Raw genomic sequence first — 20,107 nt, forward strand, 5'->3', positions numbered from 1 at the left:
AGCGCACACTCCTCCACGTTTGAAATCACAAATTGTGATTCCAAACGGTTGCCATGACGAAACCCAATATCCTGCCCAGCACTCATGAAGTCCAAAGCGCCATTCACCGGGTGCGCGGCACTCGCGTGGTGCTGGCCGAGGATCTGGCGCAGTTCTACGGAAAATCCGTCAGCGCCTTCAATCAGGCCGTGTCGCGCAACAAGGACCTGTTCGAGGGTTACCGCTTTCAGCTGTCCGATGCCGAGGTCGCCGATTTGCAATCACAGAATGTGATCTCAAAACCCAAAGGCCGCGGTGGGCGGCGGGTCAACCCGTGGGTCTATACGGATTACGGCGTGGCCATCGCCTCGGCTCTGTTCAAGGACCCGCGCGCCATCAAGATCACAAGGATGATCACCGAGGCCTTTGTCGACGGCGCAAATGCGCTGGCCGAGACCCCGCGCAGCGTACCGGAAATCTTGCCGCCCGAGGACGCCCCTGCCCCGCTGCTGCCCAATGGCGATCAACTGCGTGATCTGGCCGAAAACATCCTCGATTCCGGGCAACAGAGCCTCGTCGACTATATCGCCAACCCCACCACCAAGCGGCAACAAGCGGTGGCGATGATCATGAAAACTCTGGCTGAGACCGCCGGCGAAGAGGTGCGCACCCAGCAGGAACGCCTGCGCCTGCGCATTGCCGAGCGTCTGGCCACCGGCGATTACACGGATGACGGCGACCGGAAACAACTGCTGGAATTGCTGCAGGCGATGAAGGGCTAAAGGCCCAATTCCGCCCGTAATTTCTTGGTCAGCTTGGCCACGACCAACTCGTAGGACGTCACGATATGCTCGCGCAGCGACTCATCGCTCATGCCGCGTTCGTCATAGACCTGCAGCCATTTCATGCCCCGTGACGCCAGATAAGGCGCTGGGCGGATGCCGGGTTCGCTGCCCAGCACCTCAAAAGCCAGATCGGTCGCTTTGAAAGTGAAAGCATCCTTGCCGTCGTTCCAGCCACAGAGCGCAAAAACCTTGCCGCCTACTTTCCATACATCCGCATTGCCCCATTGCACCACATGGCTGGTGGCTTTGAGGTTGGCACAAAAGCTGTTGAATTCATCGCGGGTCATCAGCCCAATTTTGGCGATTGGGTGTGGTTTGGCAAGCGCTGGGCGAGGTTTTATCCCTTGTCCCAGTGAACCACCACATCAAACCCCGCAGGGGATGGCGGGCCTTCCAGAAATTCGGCGAAATGGCCCCAAAGCTTGGCCACTTTGGATGCGTTTGCGTTTGATGTTTCCTCGCTTTGGACAACTGCGACGACAAATCCGGTGCCGTCCTCGTTCATGACATTGGTAAAGCTGTGCATACCTTCCATGCCCATAATCTGGTCTTTCAGTTCATTCATTTTGGCCTCGGCAGCATCCCGCATGCCAGGCTTCATTTTGAACTGCGTAATACGTGCAAACATGACTTTTCTCCCTTTCAGGGCGAAATCCCCCACTGACGGCCGAATTGGCGCGTCACGTGTACTATAGCATAGATTTGAATGTTTCGGGTCGAGGTGATCAGGGCCGGACGAACTTGGCCGTACCCACCTGCCGCTGAGGCGCCGCCGCAGCTGGTTGAGGGTCCGCAGCCGGTTGGGGAGTTGCGAACTGAGGAGCCGTCGCCCCGCAGGCAACACCATCTCCATCCGTATCGTTGCGCGCGTGATATCCCGGCTCACCGTCCCAGTACGGCCCGGGTACAAGCGCTTCGGCGGCCTGACAACCAGCCAACGCTACCAAATGCAAAAGGGCATCGGGACTTTCGAATTCGGATGTTCGCAAAAAGACACCCACCGCGATCGCCGCGGTGGTGGCGGGCAACATGAGGATCATGAAAATGATGCGTACAGGCGACAACGCTCGTCTGCGCAGCGCATCCGCGCGCCGATGCCGCGCTGCGGCTCTTTGGTTTTTCTTATTCGAGCCCTGCTCGGAATCATTGAGAACCATATCGGAGACTTAAACCGGCTTTGCGGCAAAATCGAGACCTGTACGACCCCTCGCGCACAGGTCGCAATACGGATAATGTTGCACCCGAATGAACGCCCAAGGCTGAGACACCAATGACCAACACCGATCCGTACCGCCCGGTTGATGACACAGCCTGCCAAATGGCCCGCAACCTGATCGAAAACGCGCCGTTCGGCGCGCTGGCCGTGCTGCGCCCAGATAGTGCGTTTCCTTCTGTGTCGCGCGTGGCACTAGCAACGGATGGTCAGGGGCATCCGGTCACGTTGATCTCAACCCTGGCCGACCACACCCGGGCACTGACCACCAATCCGGCCTGCGCCCTGTTGATTGGTGAACCCGGTGATAAAGGCGATCCGTTGACACACCCAAGGTTGACGCTGCATGCCAACGCGCAGTTCGTCGTCAGAGAGACAGAGAAACACACCGCGCTGCGCGCGCGTTATCTGAGCCTTCGCCCCAAGGCCAAGCTCTATGCGGACTTCACCGATTTCGGGTTCGTCACGTTCACCATTTCCGATGCAGTTTTGAACGGCGGCTTTGGCAAGGCATGGCGCCTTGCCCCAACCGACATTTGGCCCGATCAGCGCACCACATGAACGGCGCAGGCCGCATGGCGCACGACGTGGTTGGTCGTAGAACCCAGCAACAGATCCTGCATCCCCGGACGGTGAGATGCCATGATGATCAGGTCAGGCTTATGTTCGACTGCCCAGTCAAGAATTGTCCGCCCCGAATGACCCTCGACCAGAACACCTTTGGCGTTGGGCAGTTTTTCCGCAAGCGCGTCCAGTTCCATCTGCAGCGCCTTGCGAGCTTCGGCCAGATACTCGGGCGGCATGTAAGAAATGGCGTAGCTTGGAATATGCTCGACCACGTGCAGCAACGTGACCTGTGCATCCGATGTCGCCAGTATTTCGGCCAGCTTCAACGGCCCAGAGATATCCCTTTCGGCATCAAAGGAAATGGGGACAAGAATATTGTGATACATGACGCGCACCTCCGTTTTCACGCCTGAACCCTGCACCATCTCAGGCTGTTAGGCATTGATTCAGATCAGGCTCCACCAAAGGTCCCGGCCACCTCATACATCACCGGCTCAAAACTTTTGCACAGCTCGTTAATCTGCCGATTGCGGTTGCGCATTTCCGTGGTGCGCAGCATAGCCAGAAAATCCTCGCGGCGTTCCCATTGCGAATAGTTGGCGATCCGCGTCTGCGCGTCATTCACGTGCAGTCCCGCGGCGACAAATCCGGGCTGTTTTGAGATGAATTCCGCATAAGCATCCGTCAGAGCTTCCAGCAGGTCCTGGCAGGTGCCGGGCGTCATTTCAAAGGTCGTGATAACTGTCTGGACGCTGGTGTCTTTGGCAATCTTCGGCATCTGGATTCTCCTCTATCTGTTTCAAACCTAACATAGGTTTTAAAAAGGTCTTGTGTTTCCTTTGCCATTCAGCGGCATGAAGTTCCTGCAGATTTGGGCCAAATCGTAACGATCCGTTAACCATGCTGACAGATGCTGCGCGCATGCGCCGGGTGTCGATCCTTCTGATTTTGCTCTTGGCAGCCTCGCCAGCCTGGTCTGGTGCTTGGTTGCGGGATAAGAGCGCATCTTTTGTATCGACTGCCGTAACGGCGTTTAAGGAACCGGATTACGGATACGACTACAAAGGGTCATTTTATGCCGAGTACGGGTTGCGAGAGAAGCTAACACTTGGCCTGGACGTTGAAGAGCACCGCGACATTTATGGGCATGCTCTGGTGTTTGCCCGCTTGCCTGTCGCCGAATTCGAACAGGCAGGGCGCTTTGCTGCCGAGATTGCAATCGGTGCCCATCATCGCCAGATGCGAGCCTGGGCCTTGTACAAAGCCACGCTCTCGTACGGCAAGGGGTTTCAAACCGGCTGGGGCAATGGCTGGATCGCAATTGACGCTGCGGTGGAATTTCGAACGCATGATGCGGTATATCGCAAGTTGGACCTTACTGCAGGCCTGTCATCCCCGCGCCTTATTAACCCCCTGCTGCAGATCGAAACCGCTTACCAAAGCGACCACCCTCTGCACTGGAGGATCAGGCCCTCGATCATGATCCGCACCAAGGGCAGCCCCACCACATGGGTTCTGGGCTTGGAGCGCAATGATGCCCGCAAGAATACGGGCATCAGGTTGGCAATCTGGAATACGTTCTAGAACGCCTGTTGCACGCGCCGCTTAGTATTCCATACGCATGATGGCCGACACCGATCCGCTGGCAGGCAAAGGCCAACGTAGTTGGATAGTGTCTTGATTTGCGCCCTGCTCTAGCTCGACATAGGGCGTGGCGTGAACGATCTGCCCGCCCGCATTTCTGAGCGGCCCCAACACCGTAACCGCATCGCACCCGCGGGCCTTGCCGCCAAAGGGCAACCGGCCGTCAGAAGGAATGGTCCAAACCGAGGATGCCGATTGTTGCGAGCGTCGGATCCGCAACGGGTTTTCCACCTTTGCGTTGATGCCATTGAACGTGTTGTCTTCGAAAATCACGTTCAGATGCGCCGAATGGTTCAGATCGGCAAAACTAGTATCTACCCGGTCGGCCCGGTCGATGCGACCACTGCTTGAACGGAATTTGTTCCCGGTCACGACCACTCCGTTCAAATAGTGCCCGGCTCCATGAGGGCGAATGACAATCTGACTGAACCACGGTGCGACTTCGCTGGCATAAAAGATGTTGTCCGAAATGGTCATCGAACTGAAGGAATACCCGCTCGTGTAGACCGGGTTTGCATCCCGTTCATTGGTCCATTCGACAAAGCAGTTATCGACATAATTCTCGGAAATGGTCGAGCTGTTATAGGTCCCGGTCATGATCAACCCGGCGCTGCGGATACCCTGCGGGATGCTGTCACCCTGGAAAAAGTGGTTGCCTAAGATCAGGTTGTTGGATCCGGCCAACACAGCAAAATGCAGGAACCGCACGGCGCGATTGTGCCGTAGTTTGATATCGTTTGCATTGGCATTCAACGCGATGGATTTGCGGTCAGACACGTTGAAGGATTCTTCGGTCGACAGGAACTGGCAATTGTCGATCAACATCCCCTGACATCCGGTTCCGTGCGAGCTGATGCCGCGATCTTTGGGCCGGCTGATAAAGCAATTCGTCACCGCAAAAGTACTGCCGGACGGCGCAAGCCGGATTGCGCTGCTGCGACCGTTGCACTGAAATTCGATCTCTTCCATGCCAAATTTGCGCAACGTACTGAAACCGCTGAAATCCAACAGGTATTTGAACGACTGAAACGTGAAGGTTTGCGTCCCCGCCGCATCATAGAGCGGGTCATTCAGCCTGATCTCTCCGGCACCGACATCCTTGGAGCGCACATAGATTTCGCGCCCAACACCATTGCCCTGCACCAGCGCGCCAACCGGAATGTTGGCGATGTTCTTCACATTAGTCAGCTTGGTCGAATCCGCCGGGTTGTAGGTTGCGACCGAGGTGAAGGTTTCGGTATCCCAGGCCGAGCTGCTTTTGACATCGAACTGCCCGTTACGGATGATGCGCCGGGTCGAAAAACCGCCCTGCCGGTTCGGAACGGCAGCGGCCATGTCAATTGGCGCTGTGACCGAGATTTTGCGCCCGCCCATGTCGAGCGATTCATGATCCGAATTGTTCAACAACGCCTGAAACGCTTTTTTGAACGCCAGCTCCTCGTCCCCGAATGCTGCGATGTAAGCCGGAAGGTCGAAATTCTTTGTCAGCAACAACATCTTGTCGTCGGGCATGATGATTGTGCCCTCGAAATCCATCTCGGACGACATCGACGTGTTCTGCGCCAGCAAATAAGTGCCTTTCGGGACATAAATCCTGCGACCGCCAGCGGCCTGGTCCGCTGCTTCGAACGCTACGGAATCGTCGACGACGCCATCGCCGATTGCACCATAGTCACGCACGTCGACAGTGCTGATCATCTCGCGCAGAAAAATGCTGGTGACATCGGTGATCTCGATATCATCAACCCGAATGACCGAACCGTTTGCTCCGTCAATGTTCAAACCAAAATGCCCATAAAGTGCCGCGACGCCCCAAGGCATATCAACACCGGAGCGTTTGCCATTGCCAACGATGGCCGTGATTTCATGCACGGTGCCGTAACCCGAAAGCTGCGCGACCGGCCCCTGATCGACCACACCGGTTACATGCTGGTCCCCGGCCCCGCCCGCCCAAGCCGCAATACGAACCTGCGGCAAGGGACCGCTGATAGCTTTGACCCGCGCCTTGATTTGCAAATAGCATCCCGGGATCAGGGGCGTCTGTCCCATATAGCGAAGCTGTTGCGTGGCCTGCACCTTCAGGATTTCCAGACAACCGCCAAAATCCGGATCCGCCGGAACAAATGCCCCGTTCGGTGCGCCGTCATAGGTTGGCGAACCTGGTGTCCCGTCGCCTCTGGACCAGACGCTCAGACCATTCGCGAAAGCAGGCGGCATGAAGACGATGCCGTCGGTGATTGCCTTGTTCATAGAGATCCCTTTCCCAATCGCGCGCAGTAGGTCACCACGCGCACAAACCCAGTGTCCGGGGCTGCCCGAACGCAAAAGCCTGAGTACCGAATAGGGATTAACCGCCGCTCATGTCACCGTAACGGTGGTGTTGCGTCATGCAGCCGGATCTGAATTTCCCAGAAGCTGCACACCATTGATCTTCCAGCCGTTTTCTTGCTGGACCATCTGATAGTCCAAAACGTGCACTTGCCCGTTGCTATCCGTGATCATGACCTTCTGCCACAATGCACCAGCAACCTCTCGCAGCTCCAGAAAGCGAACATCAGCAGGTCTCCAAACCATGGGATAGCCATTGCGGACCATGGCTCCGAAGTTCTCGGGCGTCCCAAAAAAGTTCTGGATGTTGGGACTTGCAAAGGTAAAGGCCCTGACAAAGTCATCTGCCTTAAACGCCTGTATTTGCGCCGCAATATTTGCCTCAATCTCGGCATTTTGGGCAAACGCGCCCGAGGCCAGTCCGGCACTGAGTGATACAGCAAGTAGTAAACGACGCATGGGGCCACCTCCTGTTGAAAGAGTAGCCCCATGCGGTTTCAGGTCAAATCAGGCCAGATCCCCGACCAAAGCCTTGTCGATCAGTGCGATGGTTTCGGGCACGCCGTAAAGGGCGATAAACCCGCCAAAGCGTGGACCCTGCGAGGCACCCAGCAGCACCTCATAAAGCGCAGTGAACCAACCGCGCATCGGGTCGAACCGTTCCCGCCCGACGGAATAAACCACCGACTGCAGCGCCTCGTCCTCGACCGGGCCATCATAGGCCTCAAGCGCGGCTTTCAAAGCCTCCAGCGCTTCGCGTTCCTGATCGGTCGGCGCGCGGTGCTGGCGGGTGGGTTTGACAAAATCGTTGAAGTAACGCACGGCAAAGCCCGCAGCCTGATCCAGATCAGGATGGGTGTCGGGCGTGGCTTCGGGCGCATAGCGACGGATAAAGCCCCACAGCGCCTCTTTGTCCTCGGCCCCGGACACAGACGCAAGGTTCAGCAGCATCGCGAATGGCACGATCAGGGTGGATTCCGGAACGTTCCCGCCGTGAATGTGCCAGACGGGATTGTTCAGCTGTGCCTTCAGATCCTGCCCAGGATACGCTCGCAATTGCTGATGATATTCATCATATGCCTTCGGGATCACATCAAAATGCATACGCTTGGCCGTCTTGGGCTTTTGATACATGAAGTAAGTCAGGCTTTCGGTCGGCGCATAGGTCAGCCATTCGTCGATCGACACACCATTGCCCGAAGATTTGGAAATCTTCTGACCGTTTTCGTCCAGGAACAGCTCATATGAGAAATGCTCGGGCGCGCGGCCACCCAGCGCACGACAGATCGCGTCGTATATCTTTTCGTTCGTGGCGTGTTCCTTGCCGTACATCTCAAAATCGACACCCAAAGCAGCCCAGCGCGCGCCGAAATCCGGTTTCCACTGCAGCTTGACGTGGCCGCCTGTGACCGGAACGGTCCATTCCTTGCCCGTTTCATCGTCAAAGGTCACGGTGTAGGTCTCTGCACAGACCTTTTTCATCGGCACATACATGACCCGCCCGCTTTCGGGGTGCAGTGGCAGGAAGATCGAATAGGTCTGCTTACGTTCGTCACGCAGGCTTTTGAGCATGATCGCCATGATCTCGTCATAACGCTCAACCGCACGCTTCAGGATCTCGTCAAACCGTCCGGATTCGTAGAATTCCTTGGCCGAGTAGAACTCATACTCGAACCCAAAGGTATCAAGGAACCTTCGCAGCATCGCGTTGTTATGTTCGCCAAAGCTGTCATGCGTGCCAAACGGATCCGGCACCGAGGTCAATGGACGCTGCAAGTGCTGTTCTAGAATCTCTGGGTTTGGCACATTGGTTGGCACCTTGCGCATGCCGTCCAAATCATCCGAGAAACAGATCAGTTTGGTCGGGATGTCCGACAGCGCCTCGAATGCACGTTTGACCATCGTGGTCCGCGCAACTTCGCCAAACGTGCCGATATGCGGCAGACCCGAAGGGCCATAACCTGTTTCAAACAGAACGTATCCCTTTTCCGGAGCCCCTTTCTGATAGCGTTTGAGCAACCGGCGCGCCTCTTCGAAAGGCCAGGCCTTGGACGACATTGCGGTTTCACGCAGTTCAGACATCAGATTTGCTCCATCGGGAAAAACAGTGCCAGTCGCCCCATGCAACCGACCGACCCCTCCTATTGTGCCGGTGCAGCATGAGTCAATAAAGCGCGCTGTTATTCCTGATGGAAAGGCCGATTTAAGCGGTCAACTGATCCAGTTTCGCAGCCCAGATAAAGTCGTTCTCACTCAGTCCACCGATTTCATGGGTCGTCAGTTTGACGTCCACATATCCCCAACCGAAGCTGACATCAGGATGATGCCCTTGCTGATCAGCCAACCACGCACAAAGATTTGCTAGATACGTTGCTTTGGCAAAACCCTTGAACTTGAAATGCCTGCTCAGCATCTTTGCACCTGCATCCAAATGCCAATCATCGGAAAGCTCGACCATGTGGTTGTCAGCCTCATCGCGCGTTAAAGCCGGGACGCCGCCGGAACAAGGAACGCAGGTACGGTCCGATAGGCTGCAGGTTTCTCCTGTTGAAGACATGATCCGTTCACTCCGCTGCGGTTACTTTTTCCGGAAACTTGTTCGGCAGCAACCCAAGGGTTTGTGCCCTGCGCACATCCGCCAACAGGTCACGATCGGCGGCTGCGAACAACTCCTCGGGCGAGTCTAGCACGAAATAGCCCATCTGGTGCATGTCGATCCGATAGGGGGTACGCAGAATCGTCATGACATCGAACCGGTCCCGGTCGGGGATGTCACTCTCGACAGCATAGACAAGCTCGGTCGGCGAAGACGCAAGTCCGGATCCAAGCGCCTTGATGTTACCATCCTGAAGGCGCAACCCGAACTCGATCGAGAACCAATATAGTCGGATGAGCCATGAGTAGTCTTTCTCACCGGCCTGAACCCCGGCTTTTCCGATGGCGTGGCTAAAGGCTGCAAAGCGGGGATCGCTCAGCAGAGGTGTATGGCCGAAAATCTCATGAAAAATGTCCGGTTCTTCGATATAGTCGAAATCCTCGCGCGACCGGATAAAGGATGCCGCGGGAAACACCCGGTCCGCCAACATGCCAAAAAAAGTCTTGAACCCGATCAGCGCAGGCACCGGTTGCACCCGCCAGCCGGTCATATCCAAAAGCCGCTCAGAGATATCGGCGCAGGACGGCACGGTGGCTTTTGGCAGGTCCAGCCGCTGCAGCCCGTCCAAGTAGTCCCGCGCCATATAGCGCTGAACGTTTTCCTCTTGCGCCGCGTAGAGGTCGGCCCAAACAGCATCCTCTTCTGACGTGTACGAGATATGGCCGCGCGCATCGGCGATCTTGGCGATATATTTGGTCGACTTGGGCATCACTTTTTCTCCTTGTGAAGAGTTTACCCCCTTGGATTGAGAAAATTGGTTTATAGTCGCAGATAAATCTGAAAGTTTTGGCAAATACATATCGCGGAGTGATTTTTTATGAAACAAACGCTTCAAGTTGCCGACATCGCCATTTTGCAAGAGCTTCAAATGGATGGCCGCCAGTCCATGCAGGACCTAGCAAATCGCACAGGGCTATCCGCGTCGCAGTGCTGGCGGCGAGTGCGCGACCTTGAGGCCACTGATATAATCTCTGGCTACACAGCGCAGGTGCGCGCCAAATCCGTTGGGCTGAACGCCATCGCCTATGTCCACGTGGCTTTGCGCGAACATCAAGAGGACAGCATCAATGCGTTCCTGCGCCTGATTGAAACCGAACCTCAGATCGTCGAGTGTGCCTCGATCACCGGAGATCATGATTTCATTCTGAAAGTCTACGCCAAAACCCCAGAGGAACTTGAGCACTTCATTATGCAGCGACTATTGAAATCCGGCCTTGTGCGCGACACACGCAGCAATTTTGTACTGCGGCAAACCAAAACGCGCGGTCCTTTGCCCATTCTCTAGCCTCGCCGAAGCGAAACCCGTTGAACCTGCCCGCTTGCCCACCTATCGTGCTGACGCAGAAAGCCTAATCAGGACGACACCATGACCGAACAAGTACCCCATCCAATGTCCCCACAGGATTGCCTTGTTGCGATCATGGTTGCGATCTCTGCGTCTGATGAGACCATCCGCACCGCTGAGCTGGTCAAGATCGAAGGCGCGGTCAATATGCTGCCGGTTTTTGCCGAGTATGACATCGACCGAACCCGCCGCGTTTCGCAAACTGTGTTTGACCTGTTTGAACAAGAAGACGGGCTGGATGCGCTGTTCGGCCTGATCCGCGACAATCTGCCCGAACGGCTGAACGAAACCGCCTATGCACTGGCCTGTGATGTGGCCGCCGCCGACGGCTCGCTGGCGGAATCCGAGCTGCGCCTGCTTGAAGAAATTCGTTACGAGCTGAGCATTGATCGCCTGCATGCCGCCGCGATCGAACGCGGCGCGCGGGCACGTCACACCACCTGATCTTAGCTTCCGGCCATAGACCCCCAGCGCTCGATCAGAGCGCGTTGGAGTTTGCGCGAGCGATTGTTCCAGCTTCGCGCGCCTTGCGGTCGTTCGCGCTGCGCGCGCGGGATCGTGGCCCGATGGTTGACATCGGCGGTGAAAATGGCAAAGGCCAATTCGGAGCCGTCCGGCGTTGTGATGAAGCCGCCAAGACCAGAAACAAAATTCAGCGTACCGGTCTTGGCATCGACCTTGATTGGGTGATCTTTGACCGGCCGCCCCTGACTGTCCGCAAGGGTGAATTTTTTTAGCAATGGTTTCAATGCGTCCGCTTGTTTCGCCGCGACCAGTGCTGTCACCAAAGCGCCCGGTGCCATTCGGGACGCATCGCTTAGACCCGAGTGGTCCACCATTGCGATCCCCGTCACGCCATATGTCTCGGTTGCCCAACGGTTCATCTCGGCCGCAGAATCCGCCAAGGTTTGCAGATTTGCACCGCGCGCTCGCGAGGCAGCCATACCGACCATCTCAGCCGTCAGGTTGGTCGAATACTTCAACATGCCGCGCAAGATACTGTCCAGCGGATCACTGTGATGCACCACAAGCAGGGTTCCCTTCGGTGCTTCGCGCATGACTTGAACGCGACCCAACTGGATCCCATTCGCACGCGCCAGCGTCCTGAACACATCCCCCGCATAAAGCGCAGGCTTACGCACTGGCAACCACCGCGCCCCACCAGTGCCAAGTGCCCCTTGCGCCACGGTCCAGCGGTCTTGCCGTGCGCTGGATTCATAGGTGTAGATCGGCGCTTTTCGTTTCTCAATCTGCATAGAGGCCACATCGACTGACGGTTTGTACCGCGCGCTGCGCGCATCCATGGACACGTCATAGCGGGTACCATCACGTTTCCACTCAAAGTGAACCCGGTTGAAATTCAACGATATGCCACTGATGGAAGGGCTATAGCCCAGATGATCCGGCTGCCCCGGGTCAATGCTGAACACATAGGGCAGCGCCCCCTCATAAACCTTGAACGCACCCTGAACCTCGGAAATCCCAGCCTCACGCAAATTCGCCGCCATATTGGCCAACGCATCGGTGTCCAGCAGCGGGTCGCCACCTCCCACAAGGATCAAGTCACCTTTCAGGATACCATTTTCGATCGGTCCATCCGCCATCAGGGCGGTCTCGAACCGGTAGTCGGATCCCATGACATCCAACGCATAAAGAGCTGTCAGCGCCTTGGCCACGCTTGCCGGCGGCAGCCCCTGATCGCCACTGAACTCTTCCAGCTGCGTGCCCGTTGTTGCATCCGCCACCGCGAACACCACCTCACCACGCAACCCGGCCGCTTGGACAAGCCGCTCGACTCCGGTCGGTACGTCGCCGCGCAATTGAGGGCGCAACGAGACCAAAGGCGCCTCGGCCTGCACAGCAGAAGGGATCAAAGCTGCCCCCAGCCCTGCTAAAAATCCACGTCGAGAAAATCGATCAGTCATAAGTCGAATAAAATCTCACAGATTAAATACGCACAACAACAGATATGGATTATGCGCGCATGGGGCTATTCCGGCAACACCTCAGCGCCCCAACCACCGCGCTCCCGGATTTGGCTGGAACTTACATCGACCATCGGTACGTTCACGAAACACCACGCGGGCGCATCGGCGCGCCCCAGCAGACGCCGCGCCTGCCCATCTATGCGGTACTTGGCGTAAAGCCGCGCAGCAGGGGACATTCGCGCAGAAATCCGGTCGCCGGGGCGCGCAATCACACCCACAGGCACGCTGTCCATGATCAGCCGCCAATCTTTCCACCTATGGAACTGCGCCAGATTATCGGCGCCCATGATCCAGACAAACCGCACTTTGGGATAAAGACGCCGCAGTTCGGCCAACGTATCCGCTGTTGCGCGCGTCCTGGTGAGCGCCTCGATATCCGTCACTTCGACCCCAGGGTGTTGCATCAGCCCGCGCGCCGCCGCCATTCGCTGCGCAAGCGGCGCAGGCCCCCGCGCCTTCAAAGGGTTGCCCGGAGACACCAGCCACCACACCCGATCCAGTCCAAACGCCTTCATCGCCTCAAGCGTGACATGCACATGCCCCTGGTGCGGCGGGTCAAACGACCCTCCGAACAGCCCGATGACCTGCCCGGGTCGCGCGTATGGAATACTAAAACGATCCATGCCTTGCTGATGTTCAGAACTGGACAACGTTGTCAATCAACCGGTTGAACCTCACCGCCCAACGTGACCCGCCCCGGCCGCACCACCTCGGCGCACCACCCACCATGCCCCCGCACGGCGGAATAGCCGCCTTTGCCCAGCGCCTCCTCCATCCGGCTGCACGGCGCGCAGATAACGGTAAAACGCAGAACGGCCTCGCCTACCTGCACCTCAAGCCCCTTGAGCGCCGCCAGATTGATCCCTGACACCACCAGATTGCGACGCAGGATGTTCGGAGTAACCGGCCCCTGCCCAAGATATGACCCAATCGCCGCCAGATGCTCCTGCTGGATCAGCGTCACCGCCCGCTTGCCTGCGCGGCCCCGGTCGCCTTCAAGCCCATTGGTGGAGATCATGCCTTCCTTAACCGCGACCATCTCCGCACGACGCTCAGGTCGCAGACCGATCCAGTCAATACGGCCAGGTTTGCACCAGTTGGATATCAATACACTCAGGGACAAATAACCTCCGGTTTATCCGTTCATACATGTTTTGAATTCGGCGGATTCAGCAATCTCTTTCAGCGGCAAAAACGGAACATCGCTTTCGATAATACACTTAATATGAAGCTTGGAATCCGCTGACTGCTGCTTCCATTCAATCTGAGGATAATTAACGCTCTTTGGCAATTCCAACTTCGGTTCGATGAAAAATTCCAAGTATGCCAAATAGACTTGAGCTCTGATCTCATCACCAGTCAAGGCTACATATTTAAGCATCTGGTGCAAAAGTGACTTTTTGAGCTGTCGGTAGTCTTCGGTCAGTGCGAACTTTTCCTCGATATTTGCAAGTGATTGAATGAACTTAAAGGTAACATAGTACCTGATATCGTGATCTGACGCATTCGAAACACTAAGCATAGTCAAAATACCTGCAGAAGCAAAATCACCCCCTTCGATTTGAGACGTCGACATCTGCGCCACATTGTATGTTGAGCAATAAGTTGCGTCTTTGTACGCCTTACAGTCCGTCAAATTTTCAGCACGAGCCGCCATTGAACTGATCGCGCCGAAAGCAAAAAAAGCCATCGAAATTATCACATAACTGCTCATCTTCTTTTACCAATCTCCCGTTTGGGTTGTGTGTATACAGCAATCCTTACAGAGGAAATCCCCAGCACCCGGAACCCGCTGGTTTTAACCACTGGGCACTACGTCCCTGCAAACTGTGCAGACGGCTTCATCCGGCCTGATTGTTCATGATTGCCCCCATCCCAACCATCCGCTATCACACCGCCCAACTTGATTTCCCCGACCCAGAGGACGCGACATGGCCGCCTATCAATATGTCTACCACATGCAGGGTGTCTCCAAGACCTATCCCGGTGGCAAAAAGTGCTTTGAAAACATCCACCTGAGCTTTCTGCCCGGTGTGAAAATCGGTGTTGTCGGCGTCAACGGCGCCGGTAAATCGACGCTGATGAAGATCATGGCGGGCCTCGACAAGGACTTCACCGGCGAGGCCTGGGCCGCAGAGGGTGCCAAGGTCGGCTATCTGCCGCAGGAACCGAAACTGGATGAAACCCTCAGCGTTCGTGAAAACGTCATGCTGGGCGTGGCCGAAAAGAAGGCGATCCTTGATCGCTATAACGAACTGGCGATGAACTACAGCGACGAAACCGCTGATGAGATGGCGAAGCTGCAGGACGAGATCGACAGCCGGAACCTGTGGGACCTCGACAGCCAGATCGACGTCTCGATGGAGGCGCTGCGCTGCCCGGCCGACGACGCCAACATCGCCAACCTTTCGGGCGGTGAGAAACGCCGCGTCGCGCTCTGCAAACTGCTGCTGCAGGCCCCCGACATGCTGCTGCTCGATGAACCGACCAACCACCTGGACGCCGAAACCATCGCCTGGCTGCAACAACACCTGATCGACTACAAGGGCACCATCCTAATCGTCACCCACGACCGCTATTTCCTGGACAGCATCACCGGCTGGATCCTTGAACTCGACCGTGGTCGGGGTCTGCCTTACGAGGGCAACTATTCCGCATGGCTGGAACAAAAGGCCAAACGGCTGGAGCAGGAAGCCCGCGAGGACAAGTCCAAGCAGAAAACCCTGCAGCGTGAACTGGACTGGATGCGTCAGGGCCAGAAGGCCCGTCAGGCCAAATCCAAGGCCCGGATCAACGCCTATAACGAGCTGGCAGACCAGTCCGAGCGCGAAAAGCTGACCCGCGCCCAGATCGTCATTCCCAACGGCCAGCGCCTTGGCGGCAAGGTGATCGAGGTTGAGGGTTTGGCCAAGCACATGGGCGACAAGCAACTGATCGAAAACCTCGATTTTGCCCTGCCCCCTGGCGGCATCGTCGGCGTCATCGGCCCCAACGGTGCCGGTAAATCGACGCTGTTCAAGATGCTCACCGGTCAGGAACAGCCCGACAGCGGCACCATCACTCTGGGCGACACGGTCGAACTGTCTTATGTCGACCAGTCCCGCGACGACCTGAAAGACAACGACACCGTGTGGGAGGCGATCACCGGCGGCGCCGAGATCATCCAGCTGGGCGACGCACAGGTCAATTCCCGCGCCTATTGCTCGTCCTTCAACTTCAAGGGCGGCGACCAGCAGAAAAAGGTCTCGCTTCTGTCAGGTGGTGAGCGCAACCGCGTCCACATGGCCCGTCTTCTGAAAGAGGGCGGCAACGTCCTGCTGCTCGACGAACCCACCAACGATCTGGACGTCGAAACCCTGCGCGCGCTAGAAGACGCGTTGGTCGATTTCGCCGGCTGCGCCGTCGTCATCTCACACGACCGCTTTTTCCTGGACCGTATTTGTACGCATATTCTGGCGTTCGAGGGCGATGCCCATGTGGAATGGTTCGAGGGCAACTTCGAAGACTACGAAGAGGACAAAAAGCGCCGCCTGGGACCGGACGCGCTGGAGCCCAAGCGGTTGAAGCATAAGAAGTTTGCGCGGTAAAAACTTTGTTTGAAGCCTGGAACCAACGGATGTGATTCCGGGCCTCAAATAGCCTGTTTGGAGTGAGTAGCAGCGTAGATATCGGTAATACGGTTTGACCGGTGCGTGCTGCTATCTTTCTCAGCTTCTCCAGACCACTTGTGAGCCTCAAGCAGCCGGTCAGAGTTCAGCCTCTCACAACATAAGTCAGGTTGTCCGCGCATTCTCGATCTGTGCCTTACAACAGCCGGCGGAAATCAGTTACTTTCGCGACTGGCCGACTGGCTGTTGGTTTTCACCAATCCCAACCTGTTTCTCGTTCAGAACATCTCCAAAAAGCACAGTCAGTTCTTTTTTGTTAACCGCTCCAGAATTTGCAATTTGCGTTTTCCCGGCAAGCTCTTTGGGCATCGAATTTGCCTGCTCCGCTGACTTGAAAATATGGTCTAGGATCGACTTGAAAAACATATCTTTCCCCGTGCGTGTTGGGTTTCTCGAAATTGTTTGAAACTGAATATTCGTTGCAATGTTCCGCTGCGGGCCGATCCGAGCGTGCGGTGGACGTCGGCTCAAGGACCGTGTTTCCGTGAGTGGCCACCCGCAGCGGTGCAGCGTACATATGAAAGAAAGATCAAGCGCCAACGGGGAAGAAAACCGCGCTCCGCATCATTTTTGAATAGCCCGTCAAAAAGTCATTTTGTGATGCGGCTTTGCGAGCTAAAGCTCATGCCACTGCCCCAATTGTGACGTTACGACACTATTTATTGCTGATAGTTTTGGGTGCTTCTTTTGCGGATTGTCTGGATTCTAAACTGAGGTTTTTCGGCAGCGCGGGATGGGTGCTCGCAACTTTCATTCCTCAGTTTTAAAGAACCCAACTATAAAAAGGATGGGTGAATTCACCGACCCTACGGTCCCCCAAGCTTCCTTTTGGTGACGCAGCCTCTTCATTCCAGATCAACCCGACCCGCACGAATATCGCGGTACATCGGCGAACATGGCCAATGGGTTGGATGGTTTACGAATCCGTGTTTGACGGGATTAACCCAGCAATATGCCATGTGATTGCGATAATCTCGTCCATCACGGATCCAGTGCTCCCAAAACCTGCGTTGCCAAATCCCACGTTCCTGTTTGACAACTTTCGACCCACTCCGCGGACCGAACGCGCCGACGCCCCACACAAACCGACTTTTTATTAACCGCCACCGTGTGGAATAATCGGCATCTCCTGGCGCTAAGGTCCAAACCGCTGCAGATGATCCGGCGACACAACAAACGCGCCACACCAGAACGGCCGCCCGCAAATGTGCCACCTCGTGCACTAACTGCTCCGATGACCGATCAGCCAGAGACACGGTGGGAAAGTACCTGGCTCCGGGCATTCGGATGCGGCAGTAACTCGTCATGCCGCAACCTGATCACAGGCTTGGTCAAAGGTTTCTAAATGCCCATCCAGCGCCCCGATCGCATAGCTTTACCTTATCAATGGCCGCTGAGCCAATAACCAAACCCGTCGGCGGATTCTTGTGCAAATCGGGAAACTGGCCCTCAAACCCTTGTACGAAACGCACAAAATCCCTTGTCACACGCCCACCCCGATGCCATATCAATGGGGCTTACGTTTTTCTATTTCGACCCACTGTCACCGTTTCCGGCGCTCAGTCTATCGATACAGACAACGACGCCGGGCTGCCGCAACTCCGTGGGCAGCACTAAACAGGAGACAACGGATATGCCCACAGGCACCGTAAAATGGTTCAACACCACCAAAGGTTTTGGCTTTATCGCACCTGAAGATGGCGGCAAAGACATCTTCGTTCACATCTCGGCTGTCGAGCGTTCGGGCCTGACCGGTCTGGCCGACAACCAGAAAGTCACGTACGAGCTGCGCGCTGGTCGTGACGGCCGCGAAAGCGCCGACGATATCGCACTGGTCTAAGGCCATGAAAGGGCAGAGGTCACCTCTGCCCTTTTCACATCACGCGGGACAAAACTGCAACATAAGTGTGTCTCTGCGATTACATCACAATACGGTTACTCTTGGCAGATGATTGACCAGATCGGTTATCATTCCGACACTGGTTTACGATTTTCCTGTTGTCCTTAAGAGAACCGATATGTTCACACGTCGCACTTTCCTTGCAGCATCTGCTGCCGCTGGCCTGACACCCGGTATTGCTTCGGCCAAGAAGAAAGCCGTTGAATACGACCCCATGCCCCAGTTCGTTCGGGTCAAGAAACAATTTCTGCCGGGGCAGCTTCTGGTCGCGCCACGGTCCTTCTACCTGTATCTCATCACAGAACCGCGCAAGGCGATCCGCTATGGGTGCGGCGTTGGCAAGGCAGGTCTGGAATTCACCGGCACAGCCACGATCGACGTCAAGAAAGAGTGGCCGACTTGGCGCCCCACGAACGAGATGATCGAACGTGAACCGCTGACTTACGCTAAATTCAAGGACAATGATTATGTTCAACCGGGCGGTGATGGTAACCCTCTGGGGGCACGCGCGCTCTACCTGTTTCAGAATGGGGTCGACACCTATTTCCGTATCCACGGCACGACGCAGCCGCAAACCATCGGGCGCGCGGCCTCAAACGGATGCATTCGGATGCTGAACGCCCATGTCATCGACTTGTATGAGCGTGTACCGGTCGGAACTGTGGTCACGGTGGTCTGAGGCAGTCACGGCCCGGACCAGTCGACGTCCGTCGCCTCTTCGATCTGCAACAACCCGTCAGGCCAAGGCTGCGCCAGCGCCTTGGCGTCGTCCTCGGTTCCTGTAACCCACGTCTGAATGTCGGCAGGGTCCAGCAGGACGCCCATTCGATGGTGTATCGGCTCCAGATCAGCATTAGGTGGGCAGGTCACAGCTGCAAACTGGTCAACCCGCAGACCGCCCGGAGCCTGCCAACTGTCGGTGATCGCAGCGAAGAACAGAGGTGAACCGTTCGCTGAGGTGATGCGCCATGCGGTTTTTCGACGTTTTTCACCCGTCCACTCGTACCACCCGTCCACCGGAACCACGGCCCGGCCAACGCCGTCGAAGGCGGTTTTGTCAAAGACGGTTTCGGACCGGGCGTTGATTATAGTTTCCATCACAGGCCGACCGCGCGCATTGACGCGCCCAACCGGGATCATGCCCCATCGCATGGGTGTCAGGCCGTGGGCAGTCAGGACGATCAATTCCTGACCCGGTTGAATGTTTTTTCGCGGCGGCTGCAGGTCCACATCACATCGGACGTTCAGTGCCTGCGCGACCTCAGACATTGGCCGTGTCAGAAAAAATCGCCCGGGCATCTTCTCAATCCTGCTTGGCCGAGGTTTCGACCAACTCCAACACATAAGGCCCAAGCGCTGCTACGATCCGCGTCACGCCTTCTTTGTTGGGGTGAATTCCATCCGGTTGCATGAACTGCCGGACTGCGTTCGGGTCGCTGTTTGGCTGCAACCCTTCAAAAAAACTTTCTGCAAACACAAGTTGATATGCCTTGGCCAGATCCGGGTACATCGCGTCAAAGGCCTGCTTGTAATCGACCCCGTAATTCCCCGGTGCCTGCATTCCGATCAGCAAAACCTCTACCTCCGCCGCCCGGGCGGAGGTTACGATTGTCTCAAGGTTCGCGCGCGAGACAGCCGGGTCGATACCGCGCAGCAGATCGTTGCCGCCCAGCGCTACGATCATCGCGTCCACGTCAGGTGTAAGCGTCCAATCCACACGGGCCGCGCCGCCAGCTGTCGTATCCCCGGAAACTCCGGCATTGATCAATTGCACGTCTGCGCCCTGATCCTTCAGCCATTGATCCAACTGTGGTACGAACCCGTCCTGTTCCGGCAGCCCGTATCCTTGTGTCAGCGAGTCCCCGAGGGCCGCGATGACCAACGGTTCCGCTGTGGCGGCAAAGCCGCAACACGCAAACAGTAAAGCCATCAGAGCCTTGCGCATTTTTTGAACAACTCCATATCCCAAAATGA

The 20,107-nt window shown here is 56.4% G+C and carries 26 protein-coding genes; 8 read left to right on the forward strand and 18 right to left on the reverse strand.

From position 1 onward, the window contains the following. Positions 1 to 53 precede the first annotated feature (53 nt). The gene (locus AC2FLJ_RS12215; RefSeq protein ID WP_496706016.1) at positions 54 to 761 is read left to right on the forward strand and encodes an ORF6N domain-containing protein; all 708 of its coding nucleotides are present in this window, start codon (positions 54 to 56) and stop codon (positions 759 to 761) included. Here the strand turns inward: AC2FLJ_RS12215 and AC2FLJ_RS12220 are convergent. The 3 genes from AC2FLJ_RS12220 to AC2FLJ_RS12230 all read right to left on the reverse strand — a co-directional run bounded on the left by AC2FLJ_RS12220 (position 758) and on the right by AC2FLJ_RS12230 (position 1,864). Further along, entirely contained in the window at positions 758 to 1,111 is a 354-nt protein-coding gene (locus AC2FLJ_RS12220; protein ID WP_496706018.1) for an MmcQ/YjbR family DNA-binding protein, read from the reverse strand. The two genes, AC2FLJ_RS12215 and AC2FLJ_RS12220, sit on opposite strands and share 4 nt — an antisense overlap. A gap of 50 nt (positions 1,112 to 1,161) precedes the next feature. Then, positions 1,162 to 1,452 (reverse strand): hypothetical protein, encoded by a 291-nt coding sequence (locus AC2FLJ_RS12225; protein WP_058273445.1) that lies wholly within the window; start codon positions 1,450 to 1,452, stop codon positions 1,162 to 1,164. 97 nt (positions 1,453 to 1,549) lie between these two features. Next, positions 1,550 to 1,864: an excalibur calcium-binding domain-containing protein gene (locus tag AC2FLJ_RS12230; protein WP_370737422.1), complete on the reverse strand. Its 315-nt coding sequence runs from the start codon at positions 1,862 to 1,864 to the stop codon at positions 1,550 to 1,552. A 230-nt stretch (positions 1,865 to 2,094) separates the two neighbouring features. On the opposite strand from AC2FLJ_RS12230, the gene AC2FLJ_RS12235 reads away from it, so the two are divergent. Next, positions 2,095 to 2,598, forward strand: coding sequence for a HugZ family pyridoxamine 5'-phosphate oxidase (locus tag AC2FLJ_RS12235; RefSeq protein ID WP_496698880.1), 504 nt, complete (start codon positions 2,095 to 2,097; stop codon positions 2,596 to 2,598). Here AC2FLJ_RS12235 and AC2FLJ_RS12240 read toward each other — a convergent pair. Together AC2FLJ_RS12240 and AC2FLJ_RS12245 are read right to left on the reverse strand one after the other, a co-directional pair. Beyond that, positions 2,583 to 2,990 (reverse strand): universal stress protein, encoded by a 408-nt coding sequence (locus AC2FLJ_RS12240; protein ID WP_108860159.1) that lies wholly within the window; start codon positions 2,988 to 2,990, stop codon positions 2,583 to 2,585. The two genes, AC2FLJ_RS12235 and AC2FLJ_RS12240, sit on opposite strands and share 16 nt — an antisense overlap. A gap of 65 nt (positions 2,991 to 3,055) precedes the next feature. Then, positions 3,056 to 3,382: an antibiotic biosynthesis monooxygenase family protein gene (locus tag AC2FLJ_RS12245; protein WP_058273448.1), complete on the reverse strand. Its 327-nt coding sequence runs from the start codon at positions 3,380 to 3,382 to the stop codon at positions 3,056 to 3,058. A 122-nt stretch (positions 3,383 to 3,504) separates the two neighbouring features. Here AC2FLJ_RS12245 and AC2FLJ_RS12250 point away from each other — a divergent pair, with 122 nt between their 5' ends. Then, positions 3,505 to 4,188 (forward strand): hypothetical protein, encoded by a 684-nt coding sequence (locus AC2FLJ_RS12250; RefSeq protein ID WP_496698878.1) that lies wholly within the window; start codon positions 3,505 to 3,507, stop codon positions 4,186 to 4,188. Between the two features lie 21 nt (positions 4,189 to 4,209). Here AC2FLJ_RS12250 and AC2FLJ_RS12255 read toward each other — a convergent pair whose 3' ends face one another. The 5 genes from AC2FLJ_RS12255 to phhA form a co-directional block, all read right to left on the reverse strand. Beyond that, a complete protein-coding gene (locus AC2FLJ_RS12255; RefSeq protein WP_496706021.1) occupies positions 4,210 to 6,498 on the reverse strand; it encodes a glycosyl hydrolase family 28-related protein in 2,289 nt (762 codons plus the stop codon). A gap of 135 nt (positions 6,499 to 6,633) precedes the next feature. After that, positions 6,634 to 7,035, reverse strand: a complete 402-nt coding sequence (locus AC2FLJ_RS12260; protein ID WP_282169750.1) for a DUF4864 domain-containing protein — start codon at positions 7,033 to 7,035, stop codon at positions 6,634 to 6,636. 48 nt (positions 7,036 to 7,083) lie between these two features. Then, complete coding sequence (locus AC2FLJ_RS12265; RefSeq protein ID WP_496698875.1) at positions 7,084 to 8,658, reverse strand: lysine--tRNA ligase; 1,575 nt, start codon at positions 8,656 to 8,658, stop codon at positions 7,084 to 7,086. Between the two features lie 121 nt (positions 8,659 to 8,779). Beyond that, positions 8,780 to 9,133: a 4a-hydroxytetrahydrobiopterin dehydratase gene (locus AC2FLJ_RS12270; protein WP_496698874.1), complete on the reverse strand. Its 354-nt coding sequence runs from the start codon at positions 9,131 to 9,133 to the stop codon at positions 8,780 to 8,782. A 7-nt stretch (positions 9,134 to 9,140) separates the two neighbouring features. After that, complete coding sequence (phhA, locus tag AC2FLJ_RS12275; protein WP_496706023.1) at positions 9,141 to 9,941, reverse strand: phenylalanine 4-monooxygenase; 801 nt, start codon at positions 9,939 to 9,941, stop codon at positions 9,141 to 9,143. 108 nt (positions 9,942 to 10,049) lie between these two features. Between phhA and AC2FLJ_RS12280 the strand changes: the two genes are divergently transcribed. Both AC2FLJ_RS12280 and AC2FLJ_RS12285 read left to right on the forward strand, forming a co-directional pair. Beyond that, complete coding sequence (locus AC2FLJ_RS12280) at positions 10,050 to 10,517, forward strand: Lrp/AsnC family transcriptional regulator (RefSeq protein ID WP_496706025.1); 468 nt, start codon at positions 10,050 to 10,052, stop codon at positions 10,515 to 10,517. An 81-nt stretch (positions 10,518 to 10,598) separates the two neighbouring features. Then, positions 10,599 to 11,021 (forward strand): tellurite resistance TerB family protein, encoded by a 423-nt coding sequence (locus AC2FLJ_RS12285; RefSeq protein WP_058273455.1) that lies wholly within the window; start codon positions 10,599 to 10,601, stop codon positions 11,019 to 11,021. Positions 11,022 to 11,023: 2 nt separating this feature from the next. Here the strand turns inward: AC2FLJ_RS12285 and dacB are convergent, their stop codons facing one another. From dacB to AC2FLJ_RS12305, 4 genes are all read right to left on the reverse strand, one after another. Next, positions 11,024 to 12,502, reverse strand: a complete 1,479-nt coding sequence (dacB, locus tag AC2FLJ_RS12290; protein ID WP_496706027.1) for a D-alanyl-D-alanine carboxypeptidase/D-alanyl-D-alanine endopeptidase — start codon at positions 12,500 to 12,502, stop codon at positions 11,024 to 11,026. 65 nt (positions 12,503 to 12,567) lie between these two features. Beyond that, positions 12,568 to 13,188, reverse strand: a complete 621-nt coding sequence (locus AC2FLJ_RS12295) for a nicotinate-nucleotide adenylyltransferase (RefSeq protein WP_496706029.1) — start codon at positions 13,186 to 13,188, stop codon at positions 12,568 to 12,570. 32 nt (positions 13,189 to 13,220) lie between these two features. After that, positions 13,221 to 13,688 carry an MOSC domain-containing protein gene (locus tag AC2FLJ_RS12300; RefSeq protein WP_496706031.1) on the reverse strand — a complete coding sequence of 156 codons (468 nt, stop codon included), beginning with the start codon at positions 13,686 to 13,688 and terminating at the stop codon, positions 13,221 to 13,223. Positions 13,689 to 13,700: 12 nt separating this feature from the next. Then, entirely contained in the window at positions 13,701 to 14,279 is a 579-nt protein-coding gene (locus tag AC2FLJ_RS12305; protein WP_496706033.1) for a hypothetical protein, read from the reverse strand. 217 nt (positions 14,280 to 14,496) lie between these two features. Between AC2FLJ_RS12305 and ettA the strand changes: the two genes are divergently transcribed. Further along, positions 14,497 to 16,152 (forward strand): energy-dependent translational throttle protein EttA, encoded by a 1,656-nt coding sequence (ettA, locus tag AC2FLJ_RS12310; RefSeq protein WP_496706035.1) that lies wholly within the window; start codon positions 14,497 to 14,499, stop codon positions 16,150 to 16,152. Positions 16,153 to 16,392: 240 nt separating this feature from the next. Here the strand turns inward: ettA and AC2FLJ_RS12315 are convergent, their stop codons facing one another. Further along, on the reverse strand, positions 16,393 to 16,599 hold the full coding sequence (locus tag AC2FLJ_RS12315) for a hypothetical protein (RefSeq protein WP_282169756.1): 207 nt from the start codon (positions 16,597 to 16,599) through the stop codon (positions 16,393 to 16,395). 479 nt (positions 16,600 to 17,078) lie between these two features. Further along, a complete protein-coding gene (locus AC2FLJ_RS12320) occupies positions 17,079 to 17,540 on the reverse strand; it encodes an REP-associated tyrosine transposase (protein WP_432653523.1) in 462 nt (153 codons plus the stop codon). A gap of 326 nt (positions 17,541 to 17,866) precedes the next feature. On the opposite strand from AC2FLJ_RS12320, the gene AC2FLJ_RS12325 reads away from it, so the two are divergent. After that, positions 17,867 to 18,073: a cold-shock protein gene (locus tag AC2FLJ_RS12325; protein WP_282169757.1), complete on the forward strand. Its 207-nt coding sequence runs from the start codon at positions 17,867 to 17,869 to the stop codon at positions 18,071 to 18,073. A 178-nt stretch (positions 18,074 to 18,251) separates the two neighbouring features. After that, a complete protein-coding gene (locus tag AC2FLJ_RS12330) occupies positions 18,252 to 18,812 on the forward strand; it encodes a L,D-transpeptidase (RefSeq protein WP_282169758.1) in 561 nt (186 codons plus the stop codon). 5 nt (positions 18,813 to 18,817) lie between these two features. Here the strand turns inward: AC2FLJ_RS12330 and AC2FLJ_RS12335 are convergent, their stop codons facing one another. After that, a complete protein-coding gene (locus AC2FLJ_RS12335; protein ID WP_282169759.1) occupies positions 18,818 to 19,432 on the reverse strand; it encodes an SOS response-associated peptidase in 615 nt (204 codons plus the stop codon). A 4-nt stretch (positions 19,433 to 19,436) separates the two neighbouring features. Beyond that, positions 19,437 to 20,078 (reverse strand): arylesterase, encoded by a 642-nt coding sequence (locus AC2FLJ_RS12340; protein ID WP_496706038.1) that lies wholly within the window; start codon positions 20,076 to 20,078, stop codon positions 19,437 to 19,439. Between the last annotated feature and the right edge of the window lie 29 nt (positions 20,079 to 20,107).

Source organism: Ruegeria sp. CDSA034 (genome assembly GCF_059612275.1).

Excerpts from the sequence above, each read along its gene's own strand:
- AC2FLJ_RS12215 (WP_496706016.1), top strand. The coding sequence starts at position 54 with ATGACGAAACCCAATATCCTGCCCAGCACTCATGAAGTCCAAAGCGCC.
- AC2FLJ_RS12220 (WP_496706018.1), bottom strand. The coding sequence starts at position 1,111 with ATGACCCGCGATGAATTCAACAGCTTTTGTGCCAACCTCAAAGCCACC.
- AC2FLJ_RS12225 (WP_058273445.1), bottom strand. The coding sequence starts at position 1,452 with ATGTTTGCACGTATTACGCAGTTCAAAATGAAGCCTGGCATGCGGGAT.
- AC2FLJ_RS12230 (WP_370737422.1), bottom strand. The coding sequence starts at position 1,864 with ATGATCCTCATGTTGCCCGCCACCACCGCGGCGATCGCGGTGGGTGTC.
- AC2FLJ_RS12235 (WP_496698880.1), top strand. The coding sequence starts at position 2,095 with ATGACCAACACCGATCCGTACCGCCCGGTTGATGACACAGCCTGCCAA.
- AC2FLJ_RS12240 (WP_108860159.1), bottom strand. The coding sequence starts at position 2,990 with ATGTATCACAATATTCTTGTCCCCATTTCCTTTGATGCCGAAAGGGAT.
- AC2FLJ_RS12245 (WP_058273448.1), bottom strand. The coding sequence starts at position 3,382 with ATGCCGAAGATTGCCAAAGACACCAGCGTCCAGACAGTTATCACGACC.
- AC2FLJ_RS12250 (WP_496698878.1), top strand. The coding sequence starts at position 3,505 with ATGCTGACAGATGCTGCGCGCATGCGCCGGGTGTCGATCCTTCTGATT.
- AC2FLJ_RS12255 (WP_496706021.1), bottom strand. The coding sequence starts at position 6,498 with ATGAACAAGGCAATCACCGACGGCATCGTCTTCATGCCGCCTGCTTTC.
- AC2FLJ_RS12260 (WP_282169750.1), bottom strand. The coding sequence starts at position 7,035 with ATGCGTCGTTTACTACTTGCTGTATCACTCAGTGCCGGACTGGCCTCG.
- AC2FLJ_RS12265 (WP_496698875.1), bottom strand. The coding sequence starts at position 8,658 with ATGTCTGAACTGCGTGAAACCGCAATGTCGTCCAAGGCCTGGCCTTTC.
- AC2FLJ_RS12270 (WP_496698874.1), bottom strand. The coding sequence starts at position 9,133 with ATGTCTTCAACAGGAGAAACCTGCAGCCTATCGGACCGTACCTGCGTT.
- phhA (WP_496706023.1), bottom strand. The coding sequence starts at position 9,941 with ATGCCCAAGTCGACCAAATATATCGCCAAGATCGCCGATGCGCGCGGC.
- AC2FLJ_RS12280 (WP_496706025.1), top strand. The coding sequence starts at position 10,050 with ATGAAACAAACGCTTCAAGTTGCCGACATCGCCATTTTGCAAGAGCTT.
- AC2FLJ_RS12285 (WP_058273455.1), top strand. The coding sequence starts at position 10,599 with ATGACCGAACAAGTACCCCATCCAATGTCCCCACAGGATTGCCTTGTT.
- dacB (WP_496706027.1), bottom strand. The coding sequence starts at position 12,502 with ATGACTGATCGATTTTCTCGACGTGGATTTTTAGCAGGGCTGGGGGCA.
- AC2FLJ_RS12295 (WP_496706029.1), bottom strand. The coding sequence starts at position 13,188 with ATGGATCGTTTTAGTATTCCATACGCGCGACCCGGGCAGGTCATCGGG.
- AC2FLJ_RS12305 (WP_496706033.1), bottom strand. The coding sequence starts at position 14,279 with ATGAGCAGTTATGTGATAATTTCGATGGCTTTTTTTGCTTTCGGCGCG.
- ettA (WP_496706035.1), top strand. The coding sequence starts at position 14,497 with ATGGCCGCCTATCAATATGTCTACCACATGCAGGGTGTCTCCAAGACC.
- AC2FLJ_RS12315 (WP_282169756.1), bottom strand. The coding sequence starts at position 16,599 with ATGTTTTTCAAGTCGATCCTAGACCATATTTTCAAGTCAGCGGAGCAG.
- AC2FLJ_RS12320 (WP_432653523.1), bottom strand. The coding sequence starts at position 17,540 with ATGACGAGTTACTGCCGCATCCGAATGCCCGGAGCCAGGTACTTTCCC.
- AC2FLJ_RS12325 (WP_282169757.1), top strand. The coding sequence starts at position 17,867 with ATGCCCACAGGCACCGTAAAATGGTTCAACACCACCAAAGGTTTTGGC.
- AC2FLJ_RS12330 (WP_282169758.1), top strand. The coding sequence starts at position 18,252 with ATGTTCACACGTCGCACTTTCCTTGCAGCATCTGCTGCCGCTGGCCTG.
- AC2FLJ_RS12335 (WP_282169759.1), bottom strand. The coding sequence starts at position 19,432 with ATGCCCGGGCGATTTTTTCTGACACGGCCAATGTCTGAGGTCGCGCAG.
- AC2FLJ_RS12340 (WP_496706038.1), bottom strand. The coding sequence starts at position 20,078 with ATGCGCAAGGCTCTGATGGCTTTACTGTTTGCGTGTTGCGGCTTTGCC.